Raw genomic sequence first — 20,990 nt, 5'->3', positions numbered from 1 at the left:
TTTTGCATATTAATCTCGCCTTAAGAATTATCAAACAATGAAAATTAAATGGTTCAGAAATGCAAAAACATTTCATCGCGTGAGAACTTCAGAACCGTTGAGGATGACGGCGAGGACAACTGCGCCCGATAATCCACGAGACCCCGATATCTGCCGGCGCAGCTTCCGAAAAATCATTCAGCCCTGGTGGCGCTCCACGCAATCCGCCAGCACAGCATGCAAGGATTGGAGATCGAGCTGCGGTGCATCGAAGATAAAGCGCGTGCGCACGCCGTCGATCTTCAGGTCGGCGCCGTAGCGGTCGACGCCCGCCAGTTCGAGCCCCGTCCGCCGCGCCGGATGCCCCTCGAAAAACGCAATCAGCGTGACCTCCTCCTCTTCGGGAAGCGGATCGAGCGTGTCGAGTTCCGCACCGTTCAGCCAGCCCATCGCGCCGAATCCGGCGATATAGCGCAGCCGTTCGACGTACAGCACCCAGAACGCGAAGTCGCCTAGCGCGAGGTAGCGCTCGGCGTCCGGGTGATAGCGCAGGTAGCGGCGCGCGACGGCCCCTTCGCGGTCGGCGTCGACCGGCGCGAACTGGCCCAACAGCGTTTCGCGCGGTCCGTTGAGCACATCGCCGTCCGGCGCATGTGCGACGAGAAAACCCGCGCGCGGGTCGTCCTGAAGATTGCGCGTGTGCTCGGCGAGCCGGCTTACCAGGATGACCGGGCGATGAGACGCATCCGGCGCGAACGGCATCACGGTCGGATACGGAAAGCCGTGCGGCTCGCGCGCATGGGTCGCAAGCGTGCCGATCGGCACCTGGTGCAGCAGATGAAGCGGAGCGTGAGCGGGTATTTTCAAGGTGCGTCCTCGAGCCAGGCGGATTCTGTCATGTCGTGATATTAGCGTCTCCGACACTATGCGCCGTGCGTCCTGTTATTAGTGAGGCGCGGGTCGTAGTGCGGCGAGGTGTCGCAACGTTCGTTAGAATCGGCGTTTACTTTCAGAAACCTTCCTCTTTTTACCTCCTTCCGGGAATTCTCCGTGTCCGACCCTGCACTCGACCCTGCCGTCGCCACGCACTCCCCAGCGGCCGCCCATCGCGCCCTGCCCAAAGCGACGCGCCAGCGCGCCCGGCTCGCCACCATGGCGCTCTTCTTCATCGCCGGGATGATGTACGCGTCCTGGGGGGTGCACGTGCCCACCGTGCGCGATCGCTTCCACCTGAGTCCCGCGCTGCTGTCCTGCGCGCTCTTCGCCGTCGCGGGCGGATCGATCGCCGCGATGACGACGATCGGCGGCTGGATCGCACGCGTCGGCACGCGCCGCGCGTGTCTCGCGGGCGGCCTCACGATGTCGGTGTGCGGCGCGCTGATCCTCGTGGTGCCGTCGTTCTGGATGCTGCTTCCCGTGCTGGCCCTGTTCGGCGGAGGCATGGCGACACTCGACGTCGCGATGAACGCCGAAGCCAGCGTCGTCGAAGAGGCGCTCGACCGGCCGATCATGTCGTCGCTGCACGGCATGTTCAGCCTCGGCGGCATGGCGGGCGCCGCGATCGGCGGCGCCCTGCTCGCGCGTGGCATGGCGCCCGCGGTGCATCTCGTGCTCGCTTCTGCGCTTTCGGCGATTGTGCTCGTTGCGTCGTGCCCCGCCGTGCTGCCGCACGTGCCGCACCCGACCCACGGCGAGCATGCGCGGACCGGCAACCGCTGGCGCACGCCCGCGCTCTGGGCGCTCGGCGGCATCGCGCTCATCGCCCTGATCGCCGAAGGCGCGATGTACGACTGGGCGACCGTCTACATGCGCGACGTCGTGTTGTCCACGCCCGCGCTCGCGAGCGCAGCGTATGCAGCGTTCTCTGGCGGCATGGCGGCGGCGCGTTTCGCCGGCGATGTCGTGCGCAAACGCTTCGGCGCGCCGCAGCTCCTGATGGCGAGCGCGTCGCTCGCGTTCGCCGGTATGATCGGCGCGCTCGTCCTGCCGTTCGCGTTCTCCGCGCTCGCGGGCTTCACGCTGATGGGCCTCGGTCTTGCGAACATGATGCCCGTGCTGTTCGCGGCCGCCGCGCGCGTGAAGGGCATCCACGCCGCCGAAGGGCTCGCACACGTCGCGGGCATTGCGTATTTCGGCCTGCTCTTCGGCCCGGTCGTGATCGGCGCCATCACGCAGGTGACGAATCTCACCATCGGACTGGCTGTCGTGGCGCTCTGCTGCGCGCTCATCGCCTGGGCCGCGCCCAAGGTGCTGCAACGCCTCGGCATCTGAAACCCGGCACTCGGTGCCACGAAAAAGATAAAGGCACGCGGACTTTCGTCCGCGTGCCTTTTTTACACCGCTTGCGCGGTTGTCGAATTACATCTTGACGACGTCGAGCAGGGTCTTCTTGCCACCCTTGTAGTCGTACAGCGAGATCACGCCGTGCTTGAGGTCGCCCTTCGCATCGAAGGTCGTCTCACCGATCACGCCCTTGTAGTCGGTCGTCGGCATTGCAGCGAGGATCTTCGCCGGTTCGGTCGAATTCGCACGCTTCATCGCATCGACGATGATGTACACGGCGTCATACGTGAACGGTGCGTAGATCTGGATCGGCTGGCCGAAGCGCTTCTCGAACTTGGCTTCGAACTCCTTGCCGCCCGGCATCTTTTCGAGCGCCATGCCGGCTTCCGAGCACACGATGTTGTCGGTTGCGTCGCCGGCCAGGTCGGACAGCTTGTCGGTACAGACGCCGTCACCCGCGAGCACCTTCGCGCGCAGGCCAAGCTGCTTCGCTTGCTTCGCGAACGGGCCGCCCGTGGCGTCCATGCCGCCGTACATGATCGCGTCGGGGTTTTCACCCTTGATCTTCGTGAGAATTGCGCGGAAGTCCACGGCCTTGTCGTTCGTCGCGTCGTGCGACAGAACCTTCATGCCGAGCGACTTGGCGGTCTTCTCGAATTCGTTCGCGAGACCCTGGCCATAAGCCGTCGAGTCGTCGACGATCGCGACGCTCTTCAGGTTCATGGTCTTGGACGCGTAGTTGGCGAGTGCCGGGCCTTGCTGCGCATCGGTCGCGACGACGCGGTAGGTCGTCTTGAAGCCTTGCTGCGTGTAGGCCGGGTTCGTTGCCGACGGCGAGATCTGCACGATGCCTGCATCGCTATAGATCTTCGAAGCCGGGATCGACGTACCCGAATTCAGGTGGCCGACCACTGCAACGACCTTGTCGTCGACGAGCTTCTGCGCGACCTGGGTGGCCTGGCGCGGGTCGGCTGCGTCGTCCTGAGCGTCGAGCTGCAGCGTGACCTTCTGGCCGCCGATCGTGAGACCCTTGGCGTTGATTTCCTCGACGGCGAGGCGTGCACCATCTTCGTTGTCTTTGCCGAGGTGGGCAATTTGACCCGTCAACGGAGCGACGTGGCCGATCTTGACCACTACGTCCGCGCTGGCTGCCGATGCGAAGGTCGCAAACAGCATGGCCGCAGCGCTAATCGGCAACAGCTTTTGAAGCTTGATAGTCATGTAAGTCTCCAGTTTCGTACCCAAAAGCGACGTAATCGCCCTGTGCTCCCGCGCCCCGTACGTGTCGCTCCCCGTTCGGACGACCACGCCGGATGCATCCTTGATGCACCTGGCCAGCATGCCGGTGAATCCGTTTATGGCGGACGGCCCGGTCATACTTGCGCGCAAGTGTAGGTGATCAAATTAATTGGGGCGACTTTTTTCAGATATTGGTACGAGTACCAATAGGCTTTGTACCGTGTCGACTCGCAACTCTGCCCAATAGGTTTTTTCCTTGTATTTTCAGTGATCTGGAACGACATACGCAATCTCCCGGAAAGCCTTCCTGAAGCTTTGCGCCATCCATTTTGGGATAAAAAAGTAGTGGCGCGACCGCGTGTCACGCTTTCTGGGTTTAAGTGAAAGCCCATTGAATGGGTTCATTGCCAATTCAATTAAGTGCTCTATTAAAACTACATGCGACACATATACGATCGGAGCACGAACCGTCGTCGGGCATGCAGCGCGCTGCAAGCCAATGGGCACGTGTGGCAAACTGGCCCCCAAAATACGCAACAACGCAGTCTGAATAGTAAGGAGAACAGCATGAGCGTTTCGACTCGATGGATCGACATTCCCGCCGGCAACGACAGCTTCGGCGGCTACCTTGCACTGCCCAAGGGCGGCAAGGGTCCGGGCATCGTCATCGTGCAGGAGATTTTTGGCGTCAACGGTCATATCCGCGACGTCGTCGAGCAGTACGCACTCGATGGTTACGTCGCCATCGCGCCGGACGTCTTCTGGCGCACGCAGCCGCGCGTCGAACTGGACTACGTCGGCGCGGACCGCGACAAGGGCATCGAACTGCTGCAGAAAACCGACCCGAAGCTCGCGGCGCAAGACATCGCCGCGACGGCTGCCGTGCTGCGCAAGTTGCCCGAATGCACGGGTAAGGTCGCCGCGATCGGCTACTGCTTCGGCGGCCGCCTCGCTTATCTCGCAGCGGCGGAAGGCGCACTCGACGCCGCCGTTTCGTACTATGGCGGCGGCATTCAGAACGCGCTCGACGTCGCCGGCAAGGTCACTGTGCCGATCCAGTTTCACTACGCCGAACTCGATCACGCCATTCCGCTCGACGCCGTCGATCAGGTGAAGGCGAGTTTCGCGGGCCGCAACAACGCCGAATTCCATCTGTACCCGAAAGCCGAACACGGTTTCAACTGCTCGGTGCGCGCTTCGTACAACCAGCATGCTTCGGCGCTCGCACACGGGCGTACGCTGGCTTTCCTCGCAGAGCATCTGTAAGTCCTGAAAGCGGCTCGGCGGCATCACCCGCGAGCGCAAAGCAAGCACGACGCTCGCACGAGCGTCACATTCACTGTCACGCATCTTCTGGAGCAGGAGGCCTCACCTTGCAGACCGACTATCTGGAGTACGACGCCATCGGCCTTGCCGAACTCGTGAAGCGTGGCGACGTGAGCCCGCGCGAACTGCTCGATACGGCGATCGAGCGCGCGGAGGCCGCCAATCCCGCGATCAACGCGATCGTGCTGAAGGACTACGACGCGGCGCGCCGCCGCGCGCTGCGGATCGAGGCGGGCGGCAACGACGCCGACGCACTGACCCAGGGCCCGCTCGCAGGCGTGCCCTTCCTCGTGAAAGATCTGGGTGCGGCGGTGGCGGGGCTGCGTATGACGCTCGGCAGCCGCCACTACCGCCACTACGTCCCCGCCGACGACGCTCCGGTCATCAAACGCTTCCGCGCGGCGGGACTCAACATCTTCGGCAAGACCAGCGCCTCAGAACTGGGCCAGATGCCGTACACGGAGCCTGAACTCTTCGGCGCGTGCCGCAATCCCTGGAACCTGGACCACACGCCCGGCGGATCGAGCGGCGGCGCGGCAGCAGTGGTCGCCGCGGGCGTCGTGCCGCTCGCCCATGCTTCGGACGGCGGCGGTTCGATCCGCATTCCGGCGTCTTGCTGCGGCCTGTTCGGCCTGAAGCCGTCGCGCTCGCGTCAGCCGCCCTCGAACGTCGAGCCGTCGCCCGGTGCACTGGGCGTCGATCTGGCGGTCTCGCGCAGCGTGCGTGACAGCGCGCTGATGCTAGACCTGATTGCAGGCGACCCTGACCTCATGCCCGGCGCGCCGGGCACGTTCCTCTCGGCGGCACGCGAGACACTCGACAGCGCGAAGCCGCTTGACATCGCGCTCGTCACCGATCCGATGTTCGCGTTCTCGCTTTCGCCCGAGGTGCGGGGCGCCGTCGAAGACGCGGCTGCGCTCGTCGCGTCGCTCGGTCACCGGGTGGAGCCGGTGACGCTGTCGATCGATTTCGCTGCGGCACGCGAGGCGTTTCTGATGCTGTGGTCGTCGATCGCCGAGCAATCCGTGCTCCACGCCGACGACATCACCGGCACGCCGCCGCGCCGCCGTGACTTCGAAATTGCGACGTGGGCGATGGGGCATATCGGCCGCAAGCTCGGCAAAAGTGCGCTGCCCGGCGCGCTGGACTTTCAGCAGCGCGTCACGGCGCAGCTCGCCGACCTCATGACGCGCTACGACGTGATCCTGTGCGCGACACTCGCTGCGGCGCCCGTGAAGATCGGTGAGTTGAAGCCGTCGCTGACCGAGCGCATGCAGATGCGTGCCGTCACGGCGATGCCGATGGAGGTGCTGATGCGCAAGATGCTGACTGAGGCGTCGAACAAGGCGTTCGCCTGGGCGGGCTGCACCGAGCTGTTCAACATGACGGGCCAGCCGTCGATGTCGGTGCCGCTCGCGTGGAGTTCGCGCGGACTGCCGATCGGTGTGCAGTTCGCCGCGCGCGACGGTGAGGATGCGTTGCTGTTGCGCCTCGCGGCGCAACTGGAGGCGGCGCGGCCGTGGTTTGGACGGCGCCCGCCATTGCTGCAGGCGCGCCGCGCGATGCCGCGCGTCTGATCGATGCGTTGATGCGCGGAGGCGTTCGCGCGACAGCTGCGCGGCGAAACCGCGGAAAAGCGTGCGAAAAAGCGCTTATGCCTTCTTTGCGTAGGCGCCGCACCAGCCCTTGGCTGAAACCTCCTTGCCGGCGAACATCGCGCATGGCGCCCAGGCGTCGGTGGGCTTTCCCTGGAAGAACTGGCAGTTGCTGCAGGTCTGACCGGCGACGTACTTTGCAAACTTCGCCTTGTCGACCTTCGTGGCGTCAGCCCTGTAGCCAAGTGCCATGGCCGTGGGATCGGATTCGCTGAGCTTCGGTGCATCGGCGAAAGCCTGACGGGACAGGGCGACGGTCGTTGCGACGCCAATGCTCGTGATCAGAAAGCTGCGGCGGGACGTTTTCATCTAACTCACTCCAGTATGTAGGGCTAAACACCGTTCTTACGACGGCGCGAAGCAAGCATAGCAACGAACGGATGCGCAATACAGCCGCAATTCCGGGTATAGACAAGTCGCATTGTGGATGCGTGCGCACGAAACATCGATGCTGATTGAACGGGTCAGCGATGGCGGTCAGGCGACGCGGGACGCGACAGCCGCGTTCGGTACCGCGCGACGCGAATCGGCCGAAGCAACATTGCCGGTGCCCAAAATCGCGCTCAACCAGCCCCGGCCAGCTCGCACACGCGCTGGGCGATGGCGAGCGAGGCCGTGAGCCCGGGCGATTCGATCCCGAACAGATTCACGAGCCCACGCACGCCATGCGCGGCGGCGCCCTGGATCATGAAATCGGCGGCGGGCTCACCGGGACCCGAAAGTTTCGGCCGGATGCCGGCGTAGGCCGGCTGCAGCGCGCCGTCCGGTAGCGCGGGCCAATAGCTGCGGATCTGCGCGTAGAACGCGTCGGCGCGATGCGGATCGACGTCGTAGTCGATCGAATCGATCCACTCGACGTCCGGACCAAAGCGCCCCTGGCCGCCCAGGTCGAGCGTGAGGTGAACGCCGAGCCCGGCCTCGTTCGGCATCGGGTAAATGAGGCGCGAAAACGGCACGCGCGTCGACACGCTGAAGTAATTGCCGCGCGCGAGATAGAGCGGCGGAACGTGGCGCGCGTCGAGCCCGCGAATCCGCCGCGCGAGCGCGTTCGCATGAAGGCCCGCGCTGTTGATGACGCTGGCCGCGCGCACCGTGGTGGGCGCCTCGCCGCCCACGTTGACGATGAAGCCGTTCGGCGTCGCGTCGATCGCCTCGACCGGCGACCTGAGCGCAATCACCGCGCCATCACGCTCGGCGTCGCCCTGCAGGGCGAGCATCAGCGCATGGCTGTCGACGATGCCGGTCTGGGGCGAATACACGGCCGCGACGCATTCGAGCGCCGGCTCGAGTTCGAGCGCCTCGTTCGAGCTGATCCGCGTGAGATCGAACACGCCGTTTTCCTTGCCGCGCGTGAGGATGGCTTCGAGCTGCGGGATCTGGTTCGGCGCCGTCGCGACGAGCAGCTTGCCCGCGCGCTTGTGCGCCACGTTGCGCGCCGCGCAGTACTCGTAAAGCATTTCGCGTCCGCGCACGCAGAGCGTCGCCTTCAGCGAGCCGCGCGGGTAGTAAAGACCGGCGTGAATGACCTCGCTGTTGCGCGAACTGGTGCCCGTGCCGATGGCTTCGGCCGCTTCGAGCACAATAACCTCTCGCCCTTTCGCCGCAAGCGCGCGGGCAGCCGCCAGTCCGACGACGCCCGCACCGATGACTACGCAATCAATCTGATCCATGTCTGCACGTCCGCCCCTGCGGCGCCGGATTCCACTTCGACCGGGCGCCGCGATCCGCTTGATCCTGGTAATGGCGCGCAACGCGCGCCGCCACTTTCTTTAAAAATTGTACGCCGTGACCCGGCTCGGTATCGGTGATGCGCCCGGCCTCCAGAGAGCCGGGCGTGGAATGAAGCTTACACTCGCACTATCGAAAAACAGCCTCGATAAAACGCGAGCCACCGTTGCTCGCCGGACAACAAAAACGCCCCGGATCGTCCGGAAGTTGCACACTCGTTGCCAATCCGGCTTCAATGGTGCAACACGTCGCGGTTGAACCTGTGGAGCGCACCCCAATCTGAACAGAACTGCGTCGGTCCGGCTATTGCGAACCGGGTATAGGATCGAAGGTCAGAACGATCCTGCCGCGCAGCTGACGAATTCCTTCGCCACTCACGCGGCTTGCGCGCACGGAGTCAACAACATGATGTTGTGGAAGCACAGCCTCGCCACTTCGCTGTTTGCGGCGGCCATGACGGCCGCCGTCTGCGCCCACGCGCAGGACACGGCGCAACCGGTCGTGAAATGGACGCTCGATGTTTTGCGCGACGGCCAGCAGATCGACCAGTTCGAGGGTACGACCACAGTTGGCCAGGCGCGCACGGACACCCACCATCACGTTGTCACACACGACATCGGATGCAAGGACCAGCCAGGCGGCAGCATCGACCTGCAGCGCACCGTGACGGTCTCGCCGCTGCAGGCGAATGCGAGCGAGTCGATTCTCGCGATCGACGCTCAGGAAACGCTCGAATCCGACGTACAGTCGCAAACGCCCGAAGGTTGCGCGCTGCCGCCGCAGCCGCGCCGGATCGCCGCCAGCCATCCGGGGCTGCGCGTCCCGCCGGACGAGCCGGTGAACTGGCAAATCGTCGATATGAATCCATCGCTTGCGTACCGGATCAGCGCAAGCCTCGCGCCGCCGCAACCGTAAGCCGCAGAGCGCCAGAGAGAACCACCCGCATGAGAAACCCCGACGAACCGCTCATCGACACCTCACACCTCAACGACTTCGTTGCGGTGAGCTGGAACCTGCACAAGGGCCGCTCGCCGCTAGGCTTCCAGGCCTGGCAGGCGATGCGGCGATGGGTCCAGTCCACCCACGCCGACGCCTGGTTCCTCCAGGAAGCCATGGCGCGGCGCCTGCCGCAGCCGTTGCTCGCGTCGACGTTCGGCGCGCAACTCGGCGATCCGCTCGAAGACGTCTGGCACTGCCAGGCCACCGAGATCGCCCAGGCGAGTGAGCTCCAGATCGCGCTCGGCCCGAACGTGTTCAAGCCGTCCTGGCGGCACGGCAACGCCATCCTTTCACCCCATCCACTCGATCTCGGCGGACGCTGGGACATCTCCGCGCACCGTTTCGAGCGGCGCGGGCTGCTCGTGGCGCGCGCGAACGTCGGCACGCGGTCGGTCACGCTGCTTTGCGCGCACCTCGCGCTCACACGCAGCGCGCGCTTGCGGCAGATGAACTGGATCGCGCACTGGATCGCGAAGGAGGCGCCGCAAGGACCGCTCGTGCTCGCCGGCGACTTCAACGACTGGCGCAACGACTCGGTGCCGATCTTCGCCGAGCACGGCATGCACGAAGTGGCGACGCTGCTGGGCGAACCCGCGCGCACGTTTCCGGCGTTCTCGCCGCAACTCGCACTCGACAAGATGTTCGTGCGCGGCCTGCAGCCCGTCGAGCTGATCCAGCCCGCGCAGGAAACCGCCTGGCTCTCCGATCACCTGCCGTACATGGCGCGGCTGCGCCTCGAATGACGCCCGACGTGCGCTGTTCCGGATGCCGAAGCGGTTAGCGTGGATACGCCCGTAACGGGCTAAGATGTCGCGTTGCGCACTGCGCGCCCTGTCGTCTGTCCCCGTCATGCACTACATCACCACGCTGCTCCAGATCGCCGCGGTCTACTCGCTGGCGCTCATCAGCCCCGGCCCGAATTTCTTCATGGTCACGCAGCTTTCGCTCGCCGGACGACGCGGGCTCGGCGTGATGTCGGCGTTCGGCGTGGGCGTCGGGTCGACGCTCTGGGCCGCCCTCGCCATGCTCGGCTTCGCCACGGTCCTCCAGCGCATCGACTGGGTATACAACGGCGTGCGCGTGGCGGGTGCGGTGTATCTCGTCTGGTTCGGCTTCAAGTTGCTGCGCTCGGGAGCACGACGGGATACGGCTTCTGCGGGTCCGGTTACGAGGCAAAACACAGAGCCGCTTGCCCCGCCCGCCCGTCACGAGTACTTCCGCACCTGGCGCGCCGGCCTCTTCACCTGCCTGACGAACCCGAAGTCGTGCGTGTTCTGGACCAGCGTGTTCGCCGCGATGTTTCCCGCGCACCCGCCACTGTGGTTCTACGGCGTGGCGCTCGCGACCGTGGCGACGATGTCGTTCGGCTGGCATTGCAGCATCGCCTTCCTGTTCGCCGACGACCGCGCGCAGCGCGGCTACCGCCGCATCCGCCGCCCGATCGACGCGTTCTGCGGTGTGGCGCTCGTCAGCCTCGGCGTGAAGCTCGCCATCGACCGCTAGTCGCATCATTCCCGCCGTTGGCGCGACGCTCTGCCGCACGAGTGCCGCTCCAATATCCGGAACACCCGAATCGCCCGCCAGCCGGGCCGCACAGCACCAATGCCACCCCGGCCCGGGGCCGCACTGTAGCTGCCCGGCTACCAGGGTAATTGCTGCGGTCCGACAGAGCATCCGGTATCATCATCCCGAAATTCGCACGCGTGCGCTCCTGCGCGGCAGTCCGCATGGGTCATACCAGACGGACGCGCGCCGCTGGCAGCACACCGCCCGCTCCCCGGGCACCGGCCGGCGTGCCGCCATAGGCCGATGCCAGCCTTGTCCGTCACGTCCGCGTGCGCCTTGCGACTCATCGCACCGCGCACGACGCTGACCCGCCGCCGGATTCGCCACGCAACGCGTGACCCAATCCGTCCTCCGGCGCAGCGGGACCTGTGATGCGCCGACGCGGTAAAATAGCGGATTCAGCCTCGTTCGTAGCGCGGTAGACCGGCAAACGCGCCGAAAGGTACGCTAAAAAGCGCGCCGGCAAAGCGCGGCATCGCCGGGTCGCACCGCCAGGAGCCACTGGACACCATCGACGGCCGGCGGGTTGGTCGGGGTCTGGCAGCCCTTGTTTCGCATCATCAGGAACCATGAGCAAAAACACCGAAGAAACCGTTTTGAGCGTCCATCACTGGACCGATACGCTTTTCAGCTTCACCTGCACGCGCGACGCGGCTCTGCGATTCGACAACGGCCAGTTCACGATGGTCGGCCTCGAAGTGGACGGCAAGCCGCTGATGCGTGCCTACTCGCTCGCGAGCGCGAACTACGAAGAGCACCTCGAATTCCTGAGCATCAAGGTGCAGGACGGTCCGCTCACGTCGCGTCTGCAGCACCTGAAGGTTGGCGACAAGGTTCTGATCGGCAAGAAACCCGTCGGCACGCTGGTGGCCGACAACCTGCTGCCCGGCAAGATCCTGTGGCTGCTCTCGACCGGCACGGGCCTCGCGCCGTTCATGTCGATCATCAAAGACCCCGACATTTACGACCGCTACGAAAAAGTCGTGCTCACGCACACCTGCCGCTTCGTCGATGAACTCGCGTACAAGGAATTCATCACCGACGAACTGCGCAATCACGAGTACCTCGGCGACGTCGTCCGCGAGAAGCTGGTCTACTACCCGACCATCACGCGCGAAGTGTTCGAGAACCGTGGCCGCATCACGGAACTGATCGAAACCGGCAAGCTGTTCACCGACCTCGACCTGCCGCCGTTCTCGTCGGAACGTGACCGCATCATGCTGTGCGGCAGCACACACATGCTGCGCGACACCGTCGAGCTGCTCGAAAAGGCTGGCCTCAAAGAAGGCAGCAACAACGAGCCTGGCCATTTCGTGGTCGAAAAAGCGTTCGTCGGCTGATCGCACCGACACTGTCCGCGGACCCCACCGCGACATGCAGAAACAAAAACCGGAGCCTCGCGCTCCGGTTTTTTTTTCGTCCCTATGTTCCTGCGAAAACCCTTTTTACATCAGGGGCATACAGCGTTCGTCGATTTAACATTGCCGTCCTCGCGCTTATAGATGTCACGGAATTCAGGTATTTTATCTGTCGGATAATTCCGACAATTAAACCGCGGCAAATCCTCACATGAAATCTCAATATGCGTCGCTAAACCTTGTCTAGACTGCATTTTATTTTTTTTTAAGATATTATCGCGGCGCAGCATCAGCAGTTTTGGAGGCCCGACAGAGCCCCAACAAGGTTGGTAACGAATGTAAATATAGCTACGCTGCGCCGTGTCGTTATCCGTCGCGCCGGGAACCTGATTCACCCCGGAAGCCGTCGGTATTAAGGACAGGCTTCAGAACGGGGGGTAGATGGGTACGTGGAATACCAGCGTGGTAGCCGCTTGCGCACAGGGTCGGGAAACGCCCGGCGCACGCATGACACATGCCGTTGAGGAGTCCGTTATCCCGGCGCGCGTACGCGAGGACAGCGACGTAGCCGGGCAGATCGCCCTTTTGCAGCGACAGATCGCAATGGCACAAGCCGCGCGTATCGACGCCGACGAAGCCGCCCGCCAGCACCTTGCGCACGAATTGCACGACAGCGTAGGCGCGGAACTCGCCGCCACGCACTTCGCGCTCGCCAGGGTCCACGCCTCACTGCCCGCCGACGCGTCGTCGCAGTGCACCGAAGCGCTCGCGCTCGTGGCGCAGTCGCTGAACGCTGCGGTCGAAGCGGTCCGCCACGTGCTCGACGGACTCAGCGCGCCGCATCTGGATGCGGGCCTCGTCCCCGTACTCGCCGACTGGGCACGCGGCTTCGGCGTCCGCACCGGTCTCGCCACGAGTTTTGTCTTTGCGGCCGACATGCGCCTCGCTCGCCTGTCTGCCGACGCCGCGCTTGCCGTCTTCCGTGTCGCGCAGGAAGCGCTCGCCAATGTGGCGCGCCATGCCCACGCCGCCCGCGCCGATGTGCGACTCGACTGCGCACCACACCACCTGATCCTCACTATCACCGACGACGGCATCGGCCTGCCGCGCGGCGGCAGCCGTACAGGCCGCGCAAGCGGCGGTCGCAAACACTATGGCCTGGCCGGTATGCGCGAGCGTTGTACCGCGTTCGGCGGCACGCTGCGCGCAGGCGGACGCGGTGCACAGGCCGGCACGGCCGTGCGCGCGCGCTTCGCCTGGGACGCGCTACTCGGTGCAAGCGCCTCCGATCGCGCCCCTTCCCTCGTGAAAGGGGCGCATTGATGACTCACCGCATCCTGCTTGTCGACGACCACGCCGTCGTGCGCCAGGGCGTGCGTCAGTTGCTCATGGACCGCGGCGTCGCGAGCGAAGTGATTGAAGCGCAGACCGGCGCCGAAGCGCTCGCCGCGATCGCGAAGCACGCTTTCGACGTGGTGCTGCTCGATATCTCGCTGCCCGACATGAATGGCGTCGAGGTGCTCAAGCGTGTGAAGCGCAGGTCACCGCGTCTGCCGGTGCTGATGTTCTCGATGTATCGCGAGGATCAGTACGCGGTGCGCGCGCTGAAGGCGGGTGCATCGGGTTACCTCTCGAAAACGGTGGACGCCACGCAGATGATGGGTGCGATCCAGCAGGTCGTGACCGGTCGCAAATACGTCAGCCCGGAGATGGCCGTGGCGCTCGCGGACTACGTGCTCGTCGACGACGCCGAGCAGATGCCGCACGAAAAGCTCTCCGACCGCGAATACCAGACGCTGTGCATGCTCGCCACGGGCAAACGTCTCACCGATATTGCGCGCGCGCTCTCGCTTTCGGTGAAGACGGTGAGCGTCTACCGCACGCGCCTGCTCGAAAAGATGAACCTCAGCAACAACGCCGAACTCACGCTCTACGTGATGAGCAACCGGCTCGTCGATCTCGCTCCGGCAGTGAGCGCGTAAGGCCCGTTCTGGCGGCCGAAAGCATCGGCGAGAGGCACAGCACCAAGGCCTGCCTCTCGCCGCAAGCGCTTGATCCAGAAACAAATCCCACCAATCCGCGGTGCACCGGCAAGCATCACGTGCCGCCACGCCCGCTTGGGACATAATCCTGAAGTGACTGACCGCGCTTCCTGCGAGGACGCGCGTGACTGGCTAAAGGTATCCATACAAATTCCCGGTTTTTCCCGATTTTCGGCACGCGTCCCCAATCGACACCGACTGCCCGCGCAAACCAGGAGTACCCCGCCAAATGTCCCTCTTTCGTAAGAAGAACGTCGAGCACATGCTGCGGGCGAGCGCCCAGGGCAGCGGCCTCAAGAAAGCACTCGGCGCGATAGACCTCATGTTCCTCGGCATCGGCGCCATCATCGGCACCGGCATTTTCGTGCTCGCCGGCACCGGCGCCGTGCAGGCCGGCCCCGCGCTGATGATTGCGTTCCTCGTCGCCGCCGTGGCCTGCGGTTTCGCCGCGCTCGCCTACGCCGAATTCGCGTCGACGATTCCCGTCGCAGGCTCGATCTACACGTACTCCTACGCGACACTCGGCGAACTGGCCGCGTGGGTAATCGGCTGGGATCTGATGCTCGAATACGGGCTCGCTACCTCGGCGGTGTCTGTGGGCTGGTCCGGTTACCTGCAGTCGCTGCTCGGCGGATTCGGGATCAGGCTGCCCGCCTTGCTCAGCGCCGCACCGGGCGCGTTGCCTGGCGCCCACACGCTGTTCAACCTGCCGGCCTTCCTCGTGATGATGGCGATCACCACGCTGCTGTCCATCGGCGTGCGCGAATCCACCCGCATCAACAACATCATGGTCGCCATCAAGGTGACGGTCGTGCTGCTCGTGATCGTGGTCGGCGTGTTCCACATCAAGCCCGACAACTGGCATCCGTTCATGCCCAACGGATGGCGCGGCGTCTTCGGCGCGGCCGCCGTGATGTTCTTCGCGTTCATCGGCTTCGATTCGGTCTCGTCCGCGGCCGAGGAAGTGAGGGATCCGAAGCGCGACCTGCCCATCGGCATCATCGCGTCGCTCGGCGTGTGCACGGTGCTGTACGTCGCCGTCGCGGCCGTGGTGACCGGCATCGTGCCGTCCCCGCAGTTCGCCCATGTCGCGAACCCGGTCTCGTTCGCGCTCCAGCAAGCCGGCGAAAACTGGGTGGCGGGCCTCATCGACCTCGGCGCCGTGCTCGGCATGCTGACCGTGATCCTCGTGATGAGCTACGGCCAGACCCGCATCATCTACGCAATGTCGCGCGACGGCCTCTTGCCCGCCCCGCTGTCGCACATCCATCCGCGCTTCGCGACGCCGTTCCTCACCACCTGGATCGTCGGCATCTTCTTCGGCCTGATCGGCGCGCTCGTGCCGCTGGACGTGCTCGCCGAACTCATCAACATCGGCACGCTCGCGGCGTTCTCGATGGTGTCGATCGCCGTGCTCGTATTGCGCAAAACGCACCCGGACCTGCCGCGCTCATTCCGCTGCCCCGGCGTGCCGGTCGTGCCGATCCTCGCGGTCGCCTCGTGCATCTTCCTGATGGTGAACCTGCAGCGGATCACGTGGATCGCGTTCGTCATCTGGGTCGGACTCGGCATCGTCATTTATTTCGTCTACTCGCGCCACCATTCGCGCCTCGCGCACGCGCCGCACGATCACCACTGACAAGGCGCCCCCACCGCACGCGCGAGAAACGCGACATGGCCGGGCGCCGTGCCGCAACGCAGCGTAAAAACGTCCCGTCCCACCAGTTGGGACGGGACGTTTTTCATCCGGCCCCACCGTAAAACCCCGCGCAGCGCTGAACGGTAATTTGTGCTTTACTGTGCCCAGCACTACCCCCTGGCATCACTGAAGAGCAAAGCACCAGCCGGACCCTCCGCCCCCACTCCATCCGGGCCGCCAGCCTCACGCGGCGGCCAGGCGCGCAGCGTGCGCCACGGACGGCGGAACAGCAGACGGCAATTCGGGGCAAAGATGGTGAATGCGGGCCCAGGCAGGTCTCAATTCCATAACTTGGTACGGGACCGGAGTAAGGCGTGTCGACTGCAGTCGACGTGTCGACACCTAAGCTCGGTCCGGCGCCCTTGCGGGCGTGGGACGGGATCAGGCGCGAAAGCGCGTGGTCCCGTCGACACAGGAGACATTCAATGGCCATCAGTATCCGCCTCACGGTCAACGGCGAACCCGTGACCGCCGACGTCGAGCCACACACGCTTCTGGTTCAGTTCCTCCGCGAGCAGCTACGCCTCACCGGCACCCACGTCGGGTGCGATACCGCACAATGCGGCGCCTGCACCGTCCATCTCAACGGCCGCGCGATCAAGTCGTGCAATCAGCTCGCCGTGCAATGCGACGGCATGGACGTCACCACGATCGAAGGTCTGGCGAAAAACGGCGAGCTGCATCCGATGCAGGCGGCGTTCCGCGAATGCCACGGCCTGCAGTGCGGCTTCTGCACACCCGGCATGGTGATGAGCGCGGCTGCGCTCGCCGCATCGAAGCCGGACCTCACCGAGGCCGAGGTGCGCGCGAACCTCGAGGGCAACCTGTGCCGCTGCACCGGCTATCACAACATCGTGAAGGCCGTGCTTGCGGGAGCCGAAGGCATGCGCGCCGGTACGACTGCCGCCACGGCGACGGTCTGACGAGGAGGCCACCATGAACGCACCCGAACCGAACCGCATGATCGGCGCGCCGGTAAAGCGCAAGGAAGACTATCGCTTCCTCACCGGCGCCGGCCAGTACACCGATGACGTCGTTCTTCCCGCGCAGACGTATGCCGTGTTCGTGCGCTCGCCGCACGCGCATGCGCGCATCAAGAGCGTCGACACTAACGCAGCGAAAGCCTCGCCCGGCGTGGTAGCCGTGTTCACTGGCGCCGACATCGCCGCCGAAAAGGTTGGCGGCCTGCCGTGCGGCTGGCTGATCCACAGCATCGATGGAACGCCGATGCACGAACCGATGCACCCGGTCATCGCGCACGAAACGGCGCAGCACGTTGGCGACCAGGTAGCGCTCGTAATCGCCGAATCGCTGAAGCAGGCGAAGGACGCCGCCGAACGGATCGAAGTCGATTACGAGGAACTGCCCGCTGTCGCCAACACGGCGCACGCCGCCGATGCGGGTCAGCCGCTCGTACACGACGGTGTGCCCAACAACACGTGCTTCACGTGGGGCCACGGCGACAAGGCCGCGACCGACGCCGCTTTCGCGCAGGCCGCGCACGTCACGACGCTCGATATCGTGAATAACCGGCTCGTGCCAAACGCGATCGAACCGCGCGCCGTGAACGCGAGCTACTCGTCGCACGACGACAGCTACACGGTCTACGTCTCGAACCAGAACCCGCACGTCGAACGGCTGCTGATGGCCGCGTTCGTGCTCGGGCTGCCCGAGACGAAACTGCGCATCGTCGCGCCGGACGTGGGCGGCGGCTTCGGCTCGAAGATTTATCTGTATGCCGAAGACGTGGCGCTCACGTGGGCTTCGAAGAAGATCCGCCGCCCGGTGAAGTGGACGGCCGAGCGCAGCGAGTCGTTCGTCTCCGACGCCCACGGCCGCGACCACGTCACGAAAGCCGAACTCGCGATGGACCAGGACGGCAAGTTCCTCGCGATGCGCGTGCATACGATCGCGAACGTGGGCGCGTATCTGTCGACGTTCGCGTCCTGCGTGCCGACGATCCTCTACGCGACGCTGCTCGCGGGCCAGTACACGACGCCCGCGATCTACGCCGAGGTGAAGGCCGTGTTCACGAACACGGTACCCGTCGATGCGTATCGCGGCGCGGGCCGCCCCGAGGCGACCTACGTGGTCGAACGTCTCGTGGAAACCGCGGCGCGCGAATTGAACATCGACCCCGCCGAGATCCGCCGCCGCAACTTCATCCGTTCGTTCCCCTACGCGACACCGGTTGGCCTCACGTACGACACCGGCGATTACGAAGCGTGCCTCTCACGCGCGCTGGAACTCGCCGACGTGAATGGCTTCGCCGCGCGCCGTGACGCCTCGAAGGCGCAAGGCTTGCTGCGCGGTCTCGGTTACTCGTGCTACATCGAAGCCTGCGGCCTCGCACCTTCGAACATCGCGGGTGCGCTCGGCGCGCGTGCGGGCCTCTTCGAAGCGGGCGAGGTTCGCGTGAACCCGACGGGCTCCGTCACCGTGTTCACGGGCTCGCATAGCCACGGCCAGGGTCACGAGACGACCTTCGCGCAAGTGGTCTCCGACCGCCTCGGCGTGCCGATCGAGCAGATCGAGATCGTGCACGGCGACACTGGCCGCATTCCGTTCGGCATGGGCACTTACGGCTCGCGCTCGATCGCGGTGGGCGGTTCGGCGATCATGAAGGCGCTCGACAAGATCGAAGCGAAGGCGAAAAAGATTGCGGCGCACATGCTCGAAGCGTCCGTCGAGGACATCGAGTTTGCGAACGGCGTGTTCCGCGTCGCGGGTACAGACCGCACCAAGGCCTTCGCCGAAATCGCGCTCGCGGCCTACGTGCCGCACAACTATCCGCTCGAAACGCTCGAACCGGGCCTCGATGAAAGCGCGTTCTACGACCCGACCAACTTCACCTATCCATCGGGCGCGTACCTTTGCGAAGTGGAAATCGATCCCGAGACCGGCGTGACGCGCATCGAGCGCTTTACCGCCGTGGACGACTTCGGCAACGTCATCAATCCGATGATCGTCGAAGGCCAGGTGCATGGCGGGATCGGTCAGGGTATCGGCCAGGCGATGCTGGAACGTTGCGTCTACGACACCGAAAGCGGCCAGCTGCTCTCGGGCTCGTACATGGACTACGCGATGCCGCGCGCCTCCGACGTGCCGAGTTACACGGTCGAAACCGCGAAGGGCACACCGTGCACGCACAATCCGCTCGGCGTGAAGGGCTGCGGCGAGGCGGGCGCGATCGGCTCGCCACCCGCGGTGATCAATGCGATTCTGGACGCGCTTGCGCCACTCGGCGTGAAGGACCTGCAGATGCCGGCCACACCGCATCGCGTGTGGTCGGCGATCCAGCAAGCGCAATCGTCACAACCTTAAGCGGAGGCGCATCATGTACTCATTCGATTACCAGCGCGCCACCGATGCACAAGGCGCCGTGAAAACGCTCGCAAGCGACGCGGACGCGAAGTACCTCGGAGGCGGCCAGAGCCTGCTCGCGGCGATGAAGCTGCGGCTCGCACAGCCATCGACACTCGTGGACGTCACCCGCATTCCCGGCCTCAAAGAGATCTCCGCGGACAACAAGATGGTGAAGGTGGGCGCCGCCGCGTGCCATGCGGATGTCGCCGAGGGCACGCTGATCCGCAACGGGTTGCCCGCGCTCGCGGACCTCGCCGCGCACATCGGCGACCGCCAGGTGCGTGCGCTCGGGACGCTGGGCGGCTCGCTCGCGAACAACGATCCTGCCGCCGACTATCCCGCCGCCGTACTCGCATTGAACGCGACGGTCGTCACCGACCGGCGACGCATCGCCGCCGACATGTTCTTCCTTGGCATGTTCGAGACCGCACTGGCACCCGACGAACTGATCGTGTCCGTCGAGTTCCCGGTGCCCGAGTGCGCCGCGTACGAGAAGTTCAGGAATCCGGCTTCGCAATTCGCGCTGACCGGCGTGTTCGTCGCGAAGTTCGCCGATGGCGTGCGCGTGGCGGTGACGGGTGCGGCGCCATCGGTGTTCCGCGCGACGCCGCTCGAGCAGGCGCTCACGGCCAGCTTCGCGCCCGCCGCTGCGCGCGCCGTGACGATCCCCGACGACGACCTCAACACCGACCTGCACGCCAGCGCCGCGTACCGCGCGCACCTGATTCCGGTGCTCGCGGCGCGCGCGGTGACGAGGGCACTCGGCTAGTCGCCACGAAGCGGTCACTCGCGCATCGGCGCAACCGGTGCGCGAGTGACCGCGTATTTGCATTTTCGAGTTCTCGCGTTTTCAGGCACGCCATGCAACCGGCCTCGATCGACGACACCCTCGCGCAACTTCAATCGCGCGGCTATTTTGCGAGCCGCGAACTCGCGACCGCACTCTTTCTCGCGATGCGCATGCAGCGGCCGCTCTTTCTCGAAGGCGAGCCTGGCGTCGGCAAAACCGAGCTTGCGAAAGCCGCCGCTGCGCTGCTCGGCACGACGCTTCTGCGGCTGCAATGCTACGAAGGGCTCGACACGGCGAGCGCGCTCTACGAGTGGGATTACCCGCGCCAGATCATGGCGCTGCGTCTTGCCGAGGCAGCGCACGAAAAGCCGCACAACGACACGCTCTATCGCGACGAATTCCTGCTCAAGCGGCCTTTGCTGCAGGCGCTGCAACCCGATCCGCAGAACCCGGCCGCACGCCGCGTGCTGCTGATCGACGAAATCGACCGCGCCGACGAGCCATTCGAAGCCTTCCTGCTCGAACTTCTTTCGGATTTCCAGGTATCGATTCCCGAGTACGGCACGGTGCGCGCGGACGTTCCGCCGCTCGTCGTCATCACGTCGAACCGCACGCGCGAAGTCCATGACGCGCTAAAGCGCCGCTGCATCTATCAATGGCTCGACTACCCCGGGCGCGAACGCGAACTCGCGATCGTGGCGGCGCGCGCGCCGGAAACGTCGGCGCAACTGCAGCGTCGCGCCGTGGCCTTCGTGCATCAGCTTCGCACGATGGATCTCTTCAAGGCACCCGGTATCGCTGAAACGATCGACTGGTGCCGCGCGCTCGCCGCGCTTTCGGTGACGGAACTCGATCCGCAGTCGGTGCAGGACACGCTCGGCGTGCTGCTCAAGTATCAGGACGACCTCGCACAACTCGACACGCAGCGTATCGCCGAAACGCTCGCGGTCGCGGAGTGAA

The 20,990-nt window shown here is 64.9% G+C and carries 19 protein-coding genes; 14 read left to right on the top strand and 5 right to left on the bottom strand.

Features of this window, described 5'->3' with window-relative positions; genetic code table 11:
* Window positions 1–177: 177 nt before the first annotated feature.
* Entirely contained in the window at window positions 178–846 is a 669-nt protein-coding gene (locus L0U80_RS00725; RefSeq protein WP_233861841.1) for a HugZ family pyridoxamine 5'-phosphate oxidase, read from the bottom strand.
* A gap of 183 nt (window positions 847–1,029) precedes the next feature.
* On the opposite strand from L0U80_RS00725, the gene L0U80_RS00720 reads away from it, so the two are divergent.
* On the top strand, window positions 1,030–2,250 hold the full coding sequence (locus L0U80_RS00720) for an MFS transporter (RefSeq protein WP_373322077.1): 1,221 nt from the start codon (window positions 1,030–1,032) through the stop codon (window positions 2,248–2,250).
* 87 nt (window positions 2,251–2,337) lie between these two features.
* Here the strand turns inward: L0U80_RS00720 and L0U80_RS00715 are convergent, their stop codons facing one another.
* Window positions 2,338–3,483 carry a branched-chain amino acid ABC transporter substrate-binding protein gene (locus L0U80_RS00715; RefSeq protein WP_233861839.1) on the bottom strand — a complete coding sequence of 382 codons (1,146 nt, stop codon included), beginning with the start codon at window positions 3,481–3,483 and terminating at the stop codon, window positions 2,338–2,340.
* A gap of 585 nt (window positions 3,484–4,068) precedes the next feature.
* Between L0U80_RS00715 and L0U80_RS00710 the strand changes: the two genes are divergently transcribed.
* Together L0U80_RS00710 and L0U80_RS00705 are read left to right on the top strand one after the other, a co-directional pair.
* Complete coding sequence (locus L0U80_RS00710) at window positions 4,069–4,767, top strand: dienelactone hydrolase family protein (RefSeq protein ID WP_233861837.1); 699 nt, start codon at window positions 4,069–4,071, stop codon at window positions 4,765–4,767.
* A 107-nt stretch (window positions 4,768–4,874) separates the two neighbouring features.
* Entirely contained in the window at window positions 4,875–6,404 is a 1,530-nt protein-coding gene (locus L0U80_RS00705) for an amidase (RefSeq protein WP_233861836.1), read from the top strand.
* A 75-nt stretch (window positions 6,405–6,479) separates the two neighbouring features.
* On the opposite strand, the gene L0U80_RS00700 is transcribed toward L0U80_RS00705, so the two are convergent.
* Window positions 6,480–6,791, bottom strand: coding sequence for a high-potential iron-sulfur protein (locus tag L0U80_RS00700; RefSeq protein WP_233861834.1), 312 nt, complete (start codon window positions 6,789–6,791; stop codon window positions 6,480–6,482).
* 254 nt (window positions 6,792–7,045) lie between these two features.
* Window positions 7,046–8,152, bottom strand: a complete 1,107-nt coding sequence (locus L0U80_RS00695) for an NAD(P)/FAD-dependent oxidoreductase (RefSeq protein ID WP_233861832.1) — start codon at window positions 8,150–8,152, stop codon at window positions 7,046–7,048.
* Between the two features lie 469 nt (window positions 8,153–8,621).
* On the opposite strand from L0U80_RS00695, the gene L0U80_RS00690 reads away from it, so the two are divergent.
* From L0U80_RS00690 to L0U80_RS00675, 4 genes are all read left to right on the top strand, one after another.
* Window positions 8,622–9,125, top strand: coding sequence for a hypothetical protein (locus L0U80_RS00690; protein WP_373322171.1), 504 nt, complete (start codon window positions 8,622–8,624; stop codon window positions 9,123–9,125).
* Between the two features lie 29 nt (window positions 9,126–9,154).
* Window positions 9,155–9,952: an endonuclease/exonuclease/phosphatase family protein gene (locus L0U80_RS00685; protein ID WP_233861830.1), complete on the top strand. Its 798-nt coding sequence runs from the start codon at window positions 9,155–9,157 to the stop codon at window positions 9,950–9,952.
* Window positions 9,953–10,058: 106 nt separating this feature from the next.
* A complete protein-coding gene (locus L0U80_RS00680; protein WP_233861828.1) occupies window positions 10,059–10,712 on the top strand; it encodes a LysE family translocator in 654 nt (217 codons plus the stop codon).
* Between the two features lie 632 nt (window positions 10,713–11,344).
* Complete coding sequence (locus L0U80_RS00675; protein ID WP_233861826.1) at window positions 11,345–12,115, top strand: ferredoxin--NADP reductase; 771 nt, start codon at window positions 11,345–11,347, stop codon at window positions 12,113–12,115.
* A gap of 110 nt (window positions 12,116–12,225) precedes the next feature.
* Here L0U80_RS00675 and L0U80_RS00670 read toward each other — a convergent pair whose 3' ends face one another.
* A complete protein-coding gene (locus tag L0U80_RS00670; protein ID WP_233861824.1) occupies window positions 12,226–12,528 on the bottom strand; it encodes a hypothetical protein in 303 nt (100 codons plus the stop codon).
* A 112-nt stretch (window positions 12,529–12,640) separates the two neighbouring features.
* Between L0U80_RS00670 and L0U80_RS00665 the strand changes: the two genes are divergently transcribed.
* The 7 genes from L0U80_RS00665 (at window position 12,641) to L0U80_RS00635 (ending at window position 20,989) form a co-directional block, all read left to right on the top strand.
* Entirely contained in the window at window positions 12,641–13,456 is an 816-nt protein-coding gene (locus L0U80_RS00665) for a sensor histidine kinase (RefSeq protein WP_233861822.1), read from the top strand.
* A complete protein-coding gene (rqpR, locus tag L0U80_RS00660; RefSeq protein WP_233861820.1) occupies window positions 13,456–14,115 on the top strand; it encodes a response regulator transcription factor RqpR in 660 nt (219 codons plus the stop codon). The genes L0U80_RS00665 and rqpR overlap by 1 nt, the downstream gene beginning before the upstream one ends.
* A gap of 289 nt (window positions 14,116–14,404) precedes the next feature.
* Complete coding sequence (gene bcaP, locus L0U80_RS00655; protein WP_233861818.1) at window positions 14,405–15,814, top strand: branched-chain amino acid transporter BcaP; 1,410 nt, start codon at window positions 14,405–14,407, stop codon at window positions 15,812–15,814.
* A 485-nt stretch (window positions 15,815–16,299) separates the two neighbouring features.
* Entirely contained in the window at window positions 16,300–16,797 is a 498-nt protein-coding gene (locus L0U80_RS00650) for a (2Fe-2S)-binding protein (RefSeq protein ID WP_233861817.1), read from the top strand.
* A 13-nt stretch (window positions 16,798–16,810) separates the two neighbouring features.
* Window positions 16,811–19,198, top strand: a complete 2,388-nt coding sequence (locus tag L0U80_RS00645; RefSeq protein WP_233861816.1) for a xanthine dehydrogenase family protein molybdopterin-binding subunit — start codon at window positions 16,811–16,813, stop codon at window positions 19,196–19,198.
* A gap of 13 nt (window positions 19,199–19,211) precedes the next feature.
* The gene (locus L0U80_RS00640; RefSeq protein WP_233861815.1) at window positions 19,212–20,009 is read left to right on the top strand and encodes an FAD binding domain-containing protein; all 798 of its coding nucleotides are present in this window, start codon (window positions 19,212–19,214) and stop codon (window positions 20,007–20,009) included.
* Between the two features lie 92 nt (window positions 20,010–20,101).
* Window positions 20,102–20,989 carry an AAA family ATPase gene (locus L0U80_RS00635; protein ID WP_233861814.1) on the top strand — a complete coding sequence of 296 codons (888 nt, stop codon included), beginning with the start codon at window positions 20,102–20,104 and terminating at the stop codon, window positions 20,987–20,989.
* Window position 20,990: the final 1 nt, after the last annotated feature.

Source organism: Paraburkholderia adhaesiva (assembly GCF_021390575.1).
Classification (GTDB): Bacteria; Pseudomonadota; Gammaproteobacteria; order Burkholderiales; family Burkholderiaceae; genus Paraburkholderia; species Paraburkholderia adhaesiva.
This window is presented reverse-complemented; position numbering and strand designations above follow the sequence as displayed.